Below are 6,800 nucleotides of genomic sequence, written 5' to 3'. Positions count from 1 at the left end.
GCGCGACGGTCAGTCTGGTCGCCCGTCGTCATGGCATTGCGCCTAACCAGCTGTTCGCGTGGCGCAAGCTTGCATCGCAGGGTGCCTTGGTTGCCACCGCAGCCGAAGAGGAGGTTGTCCCTGCCTCGGAATACCGGGCGCTTCAGGCTCAGGTGAAGGAATTACAGCGCCTTCTGGGCAAGAAGACGATGGAAGGGGAAATTCTCAAGGAGGCCCTCGAAATCGCCAACGGCCCAAAAAAACGACTGCTGCACTCAATCTCGCTGCCGAAGGACGTTTTGCGATGAAGGCGCTATGCGAGACGTTAGGCGTTGCCCGGTCGAATATCGCTGCACGCGCCACAGGCACCCTTTCCAGAGCCCGAGGGAGACCTCCGCTTCCCGACGCTGATCTGGTTGCTCAGATCAAGGCGGTCATTGAAGAAATGTCGACCTATGGTTATCGGCGCGTTCATGCCATTCTGCGGCGCAAGGCCCGTGAACAGGGGCGTTCATGGCCGAACGCCAAACGTGTTTATCGCGTGATGAAGCGGCATGATCTGCTCCTTCAGCGCCATACCGGAGCTGCCGGTGAACGCAGACACGACGGGCAAGTCACCGTCGAGCGCTCCAATACCAGATGGTGCTCCGATGGCTTCGAGATCACGTGCGACAACAAGGAAAAGGTCCGCGTTGCATTTGCGCTCGACTGCTGTGATCGGGAAGCAATCGCTCATGTGGCCACGACAGAAGGCATCAAGAGCGAAGATGTACAGGACCTTGTCATCACGGCGGTAGAAAACCGCTTCGGGCGCATCAATATGCTGGCAGAGCCCATCCAGTGGCTTACCGACAATGGTTCATGCTTCATTGCGAAAAACACCGCGTCCCTGCTCCGGGATATCGGTATGGAACAGTGCAGAACACCAGTGCGCAGCCCGCAGTCAAATGGAATGGCTGAGGCTTTCGTCAAAACATTCAAGCGCGATTATGTCCGGATCAACCCGACGCCGGACGCCGAAACTGTCATGGCTCAACTGCCATCATGGTTCGAGCACTATAACAATCTTCACCCGCACAAGGCTTTAGGATATCAATCTCCACGAGAGTTCCTGAGCCGAAATGCTCAATCCTGAAAATGTCCGGTTTTTAAGGGGCAACTCCATCTCATCCGAACTTCTCAGCCCATTGGCGCACTGTCTAGTGGGTGACGATAATCCCTCAGTATGCCAGCATGCCTTCGGCCATGCGAAAGCTCAGCGGAGAGCGATGGCGGTAACAAAGCGAGGAGTAATTGTCGTGCATACCCTCTTATCCACCGTTGAGACTTACATCAAAGTTAAGATTATGGTGCCGGTTACGAACCAACGAGCTATAGAGCTGGAGAAAAAATATCGGACGAGGAGGCAGCGCAACGTCTTCCGTGAGGAATCGACACTCTTCAGGTCTGGCTCAAGAGTGCAAGCACCGGAGAGTTGATACAAAATAATAATAATATCAATGTAATATTGGGAACGAATGATTGCGTCTTCCGCTCTATACTCATTGAGTATCAGTAGCGAAAACCTCCGGTGATCAACGGCATAATGCGTCCCTACAAGGCTCTAAACAGCGGTCGATGTTGATACTACTCAAACACAAATAGGAGGACGCCATGCTATTTACCTCAGCAGGCCACGAGGCCGCACCCATTACTCTGCCCTTCATCGACATCAATAAGCATCTTGTATTCTTTGGGGTCGTCTCGATCATCATCAGAGCAGGCGTTTGGGTGATGAACTTTTCCCATCTCGTCTATGCATGCCCTTATTGCCGAATTGAGCGTACAGCGATCGGGCTTCTCAGCATAATGATACTTCTCCGGCCTCATATCAACGTTTTCATCGCTTGACATCTGTCGTTAGCAAGTGGTGGCTTCGGTTGCGGTGTTGCACTCATGCAGAACTTTACCTTCGGCTGACTGATGATGTTACAGGGTACGTTTGAGCTCCATAAGCCATGGATCGAGGACAGTTGGATTCTGTCTGCATGTGCCATGTTGATCTTGTCAGGCCAGATCGGGATCATTTTTGAATCCCGCCTTAACTTGCGGCGGGCTTGAGACGGAGAGGTGACCATGTCGGATAATAAGCCATTAGCTGTTGTCATTGGAGCAGGCGACTGCGCTCACGCGTCGTTTCTCTGATAACGGATACCGCGCAATCGCGATTGCATGGCATAACAATACGCTTCAGGCCGTCGTGAGAGACGTGCCTGAAGCGGTCGGAATAGCCCGCGATGTGACCGACCTCAAATCCGTTTCTGGTGCCTTTGCGGAGATCGAAGGCCGCTTTGGATCAGTCGACACAATACTTTTCAATGCAGTGACGGGGGTTTTCAGAGAACTGTTGGACACGAGCACAATGGATTTCGAACAAGCGTGGCGGGTGAATGCGATGGGTGCCTTTCTCTGCAAGGAATGGTTTCGCATCAACATGGAAGTAACTGGCCGGGATAATTTCATCATCGTCTGCGTGACGGCTTCGCATCGAGGCGGCAAGATGACCACTGCGTTTGCTGCTGCTAAAGCTACCCAACGCAGTTTAGCCGAGTCCCTCGCACGAAGCCTCTAGCCCATGGGGACCCATGTCGCGCTGATCATCATGGATGGCGTGATAGAGCCTTCACGGGCAACATCGCGCGCGCAGCAAGGCTCTGCGTTTCTGAGAAACACGACTTTTAACTTCAATGCGTTTGTAGAACCCGGTACGAGCAAGCTCTGCCAGCATCATTCTTATCGGCTTTATTGTGCATCTGGCTTAGTACGGCGTGTGCCTGACGGGCATCAATACAGACAATCGGCAAGCCACGCAGGCTGAGTTTGCCATCCGGCCCGTTTCCAGGACGACGCATCGGATATGCTCCAGTTCACTCATCAAGGCACGGTATATGTGGTGTCGGGATCGGTCGGCTTCTTATACGCAGAGTTGACCGTTCCGCTCAAAGTCGCATGGTCGACTGTTATGCCTCGCTCAGCCGCAACCTCCTGAAGCTCGCAATAGGAGACGGGGTAGCGCACGTAAAGGAAGACGGCATGCAAGATGATGCTTTTGGGAAAATGAGCCCCTTTGAAATCGACCGCCATCCGCTTCCGCCTCAATCAATTACAGACACTGACTGGGACACAACCTGACAGGCATAATATGTTTGCGACAGAACCGAAAGAACCCTTCAAGCAGGTATGCGTGGAGAACCATAAGAGGCTCTCCACCTTGCATCTAGCATCTAGCCTTTAGCTCCAGGCGTGAAGGGGCGGCTTCTCGTCGTTCAGGAAATACTTGCCGAGTATTGCATATTTCCAGCGCACCGGATCGTGCAGCGTATGGGTGCGGGCATTGCGCCAATGTCGGTCGAGCTGGTGCTCGGCTAGTGTTGACCGGGTACCGGCAAGCTCGAACAGCTTGTTCGTGGCAGCTATCGCAATTTCCGTCGATAATATCTTGGCTTCAGCCGTCACGATTTGTGCCTCTGCGACCGTCTCGGCATTAGGGTTGTCAATAGCGCGATCAATGGCATAACCCGCCTTTTCAAGCAGCGCCTGCGCGGCATGTAGACGTAGTGTAAGATCGCCAACTGCCTGAATCGTATAAGGATCATCCCATGCTTGATCGACACCACTATCTACCCAAGCGCGGCTCTTGGTCCGCACGAAAGAGACAGTTTCATCGATAGCTGCCCTGGCAATGCCCGTATCAACAGCAACCTGGATAATCTGGAAAATCGCTCCGTCGGCTGTCGGCACCTCATACCCCTTATAGCCCGGCACCAGATGGGTTTTTGGAACCTTCACATCATTGAGGATAACCGTTCCTGACAGCGTCGTGCGTTGACCGAAGGAAGACCAGTCATCAATGACAGTCAGGCCCGGAGCATCCCGTTCAGCAATTGCGTACCAGGCTCGACCTTGTTCATCGAGCGCCACGATCGGCACCAGATGGGCCAGCAAGGCACCCGACGAATAGAACTTTTGGCCGTTGACGATCACATGATCACCAGCATCGACGAATTTGGTCTCAAAATCCGCCGCACGTTTGGACCCGAATTCAGAGAAAGCATTTCCAAAACGCGTGCCCCGCAGCGCTTCCCCGAACAGCAGTTTCTGCTGTGCTTCGTCGGAGACGGTGCGCAGAGCGGCGATAACACCGAGGTGGTTCTGCGCGATCTGTCCGATCGAGGAATCAGCCGCTGAAATGATCTCGATCACTTTGGCGAGCGTTGCGTAGGAAACTTCCGGTCCTCCGAACTTTTTTGGAACGTTGATCGACCACAGGCCACTTTGGGAAAAGGCGTCCAGCTCCTTGACCGGCCAGATACGTTCCCGGTCACGGATTGCGGCACCCGGCGCTATTTCCGCTGCGAGCTTATGCGCAATCTCAATGGCTTCTGCATCGCTGCGGATAATGTGAGCCGGTTCGCTCGGACGCGGAACCGCTGGGACACCACGGCTCACATCTTTGGTGTTTAGATTTGCAACAGTCATTTCATGTCTCCTCTTGTGCTTTTCGGTTTCAATGGGCCAGATGGGCAAGAGTTGCGGAACCTTCGACTGGCTTTTGTCCAAGGTAGAACGCCTTCACATCGTCGCGCGTCTTGAGATCGGCTGCCGTGCCGGAAAGCACGCTAACCCCATTTTCAAGAATGACAGCTCGATCGGCATAAGTGAGCGCCACCGCCGAATTCTGTTCGGCGACAAGAATGGAAAGTCCTTCCTCACGATTGAGCCGACGCAGGGTGCGGAAAATGTCCTGAACGACAAGCGGAGCCAGTCCCATTGAGGGTTCATCGAGCACCAGAAGCCGGGGACGGGACATCAAGGCGCGACCGATGGCCGTCATCTGCTGTTCTCCGCCAGACGTGAGGCCCGAAAGCGCACGGCGCTTATCACGCAGTCGCGGAAAATACTCATAGACCTTTTCCAGATCAGCAGCGATTTCCAAGCGTGATCCGCCTCGACCCAACCCGCCTGAAATAAGGTTTTCCTCGACATTGAGGCTCTTGAAGCAATGCCTACCCTCCAGCACCTGAACAAGACCGAGACGCACCAGTCTCGCTGGCGGTTCCCGGGTCACATCGCGACCGTCGAAGACAATGCGCCCGGCATTGACCTGCCCGCGCTCTGCCGGAAGCAGGTTCGAGACAGCCTTCAACGTTGTGGATTTTCCCGCACCATTGGCACCCAGAATAGCGAGGACTTCGCCGCGCTTGATCGACAAATCCACACCATGGAGAGCCGCAATCGAGTGATTATAGCTCGCGTAGAGTCCCTCTACCGTCAAAAGATTGTTTCCGAGCGTCATGATAAACCCCTTAAACGAGTAATCCAGGGCGGCATTATCGCCGCTCGCATTATGTGCTTGCAGACGTCAGTTTGTCGCCACGTCCGCATCGGCGGCAGTGCGAAGCTTGATGCCCTTTTCCGCCGCATAGGCTTCCGAGGACTTTTCAATTATCGGACGCAGCAGGGCCCAGTCTGGTGCAATCCAGTCGGAAACGACATTCCACTTTTTGCCGTCCCACTGCTGGAACGTCACGTAGCCGTTACCCTCGTGGTTGTCCCAGGTAACATTGATGGAGTGAAACAGACCTTTTGCACCCAAAGCTTCGACGCGCGCTGGATCGAGTTGCAGATGTTCAAAGCCCCAGCGCACCTCATCACCGGTCAGCGTCCGCTTGCCAAATTTCTCTTGCGCAATGCGTATAGCTTCGACGTTCAAGATACCATTGACGATACCCAGATTGTGGTAGACAGAACCTATGCGCTTTTTGTCCTCAAGATTGCCCTTGCCTGCATCATAAACAGTCTTCACAATCTCCTGCACGACAGGATATTCTGCACCGGAAGCCTGTGTCGTGATTGCCGTATAGCCCTTGGCGGCGTCACCTGCCGGGATTGCATCCTCTTCGGAATTCGACCAGACATTACCGATGATATGATCGACCGGAAAGCCGGTTTTTGCCGCTGTTTTGAGGGCGACCGGGTTCATGACGCCCCAGCCACGCAACACGACATAATCTGGCTTGGCTCGGCGGATCGTCAGCCATTGCGACTGCTGTTCATTGCCCGGATGCGGAACCTCAATCTGCTGCAATTCGAAACCATATTTTTCTGCCAGCAGTTCATAGATCGGAATGGTCTCTTTTCCATAAGGCGAGCCGTGATAGAGCACCACCATCTTTTTGCCCTTGAGACTATCAAGACCGCCCTCCTTGGAGGCGATGTAGTTCACGATGCCCGAGGTTTCGGAGTAAGGATTGAGCAGCAGCGGGAAAACATAGGGGAACACCCGACCATCCGTGGAATCCGTACGGCCATGATTGATGGTAATCAATGGCACCTTGTCCTGCGTGATACGGTCGATCATCGCATAGGCGATGCCTACCGAAAGCGGATTCCATGCAGCAATGCCCGGATTGCTTTTCAGACGCTCATAGGCTTCTACGCCACGCTCGACCTCATATTGCGTTTCGGCTTCCGACCAGGTCAGCTTGACCCCATTAACTCCACCATCACGGATATTGATCAGGTTGAGGTAATCTATAAAGCCTCCAAAGAAACCCGTGCCACCAGCGGCGTAAGGGCCGACCCGATAGCTCTGAAGCGGAAAATACTGCTCGTCGGCCTGGGCCGGGAGCGCGAAGGCGGTAAGGCCGATACCGGTAGCAACCGCCAAGGCCTTGATCTTTGTATATAAGGTCATTTCTGGACGCACTCCGTCTGTCGGATGCAATGATTGTCATCCGGGTTCTTTAAAGGATTCAGTTCTGGTTTGGTGGATAGCGGGG

General features: G+C 54.0%; 5 protein-coding genes and 1 pseudogene. 2 read left to right on the top strand and 4 right to left on the bottom strand.

Annotated elements, in window-relative coordinates; translation table 11 throughout:
* A protein-coding gene (locus ACTJKP_RS18845) for an IS3 family transposase (RefSeq protein ID WP_440630270.1) occupies positions 1–1,114 on the top strand; the annotation gives its coding sequence in 2 pieces (ribosomal slippage) (positions 1–231 and positions 231–1,114; 1,115 coding nt annotated over the 2 pieces). This gene is flagged as partial in the annotation.
* Positions 1,115–2,125: 1,011 nt separating this feature from the next.
* Positions 2,126–2,590 carry an SDR family NAD(P)-dependent oxidoreductase gene (locus tag ACTJKP_RS18840; protein ID WP_176168347.1) on the top strand — a complete coding sequence of 155 codons (465 nt, stop codon included), beginning with the start codon at positions 2,126–2,128 and terminating at the stop codon, positions 2,588–2,590.
* Positions 2,591–2,955: 365 nt separating this feature from the next.
* Here ACTJKP_RS18840 and ACTJKP_RS18835 read toward each other — a convergent pair.
* The 4 genes and pseudogenes from ACTJKP_RS18835 to ACTJKP_RS18820 form a co-directional block, all read right to left on the bottom strand.
* A pseudogene (locus tag ACTJKP_RS18835) lies at positions 2,956–3,102 on the bottom strand (IS6 family transposase); the annotation flags it as partial.
* A 147-nt stretch (positions 3,103–3,249) separates the two neighbouring features.
* A complete protein-coding gene (locus ACTJKP_RS18830) occupies positions 3,250–4,497 on the bottom strand; it encodes an SfnB family sulfur acquisition oxidoreductase (protein WP_440631763.1) in 1,248 nt (415 codons plus the stop codon).
* A 28-nt stretch (positions 4,498–4,525) separates the two neighbouring features.
* Positions 4,526–5,314: an ABC transporter ATP-binding protein gene (locus ACTJKP_RS18825; RefSeq protein WP_440631762.1), complete on the bottom strand. Its 789-nt coding sequence runs from the start codon at positions 5,312–5,314 to the stop codon at positions 4,526–4,528.
* A gap of 66 nt (positions 5,315–5,380) precedes the next feature.
* A complete protein-coding gene (locus ACTJKP_RS18820) occupies positions 5,381–6,715 on the bottom strand; it encodes an ABC transporter substrate-binding protein (protein ID WP_440631761.1) in 1,335 nt (444 codons plus the stop codon).
* Positions 6,716–6,800 lie beyond the last annotated feature (85 nt).

The organism is Brucella sp. 22210 (assembly GCF_052045675.1).
Taxonomy (GTDB): Bacteria; Pseudomonadota; Alphaproteobacteria; order Rhizobiales; family Rhizobiaceae; genus Brucella.
The sequence above is the reverse complement of the archived record's forward strand: the minus strand, read 5'-3'. Positions and strand labels throughout refer to the sequence as shown.

What these genes read in the sequence shown, in the direction of transcription:
- ACTJKP_RS18830 (WP_440631763.1), bottom strand. Translation starts at nt 4,497, where the DNA reads ATGACTGTTGCAAATCTAAACACCAAAGATGTGAGCCGTGGTGTCCCA.
- ACTJKP_RS18825 (WP_440631762.1), bottom strand. Translation starts at nt 5,314, where the DNA reads ATGACGCTCGGAAACAATCTTTTGACGGTAGAGGGACTCTACGCGAGC.
- ACTJKP_RS18820 (WP_440631761.1), bottom strand. Translation starts at nt 6,715, where the DNA reads ATGACCTTATATACAAAGATCAAGGCCTTGGCGGTTGCTACCGGTATC.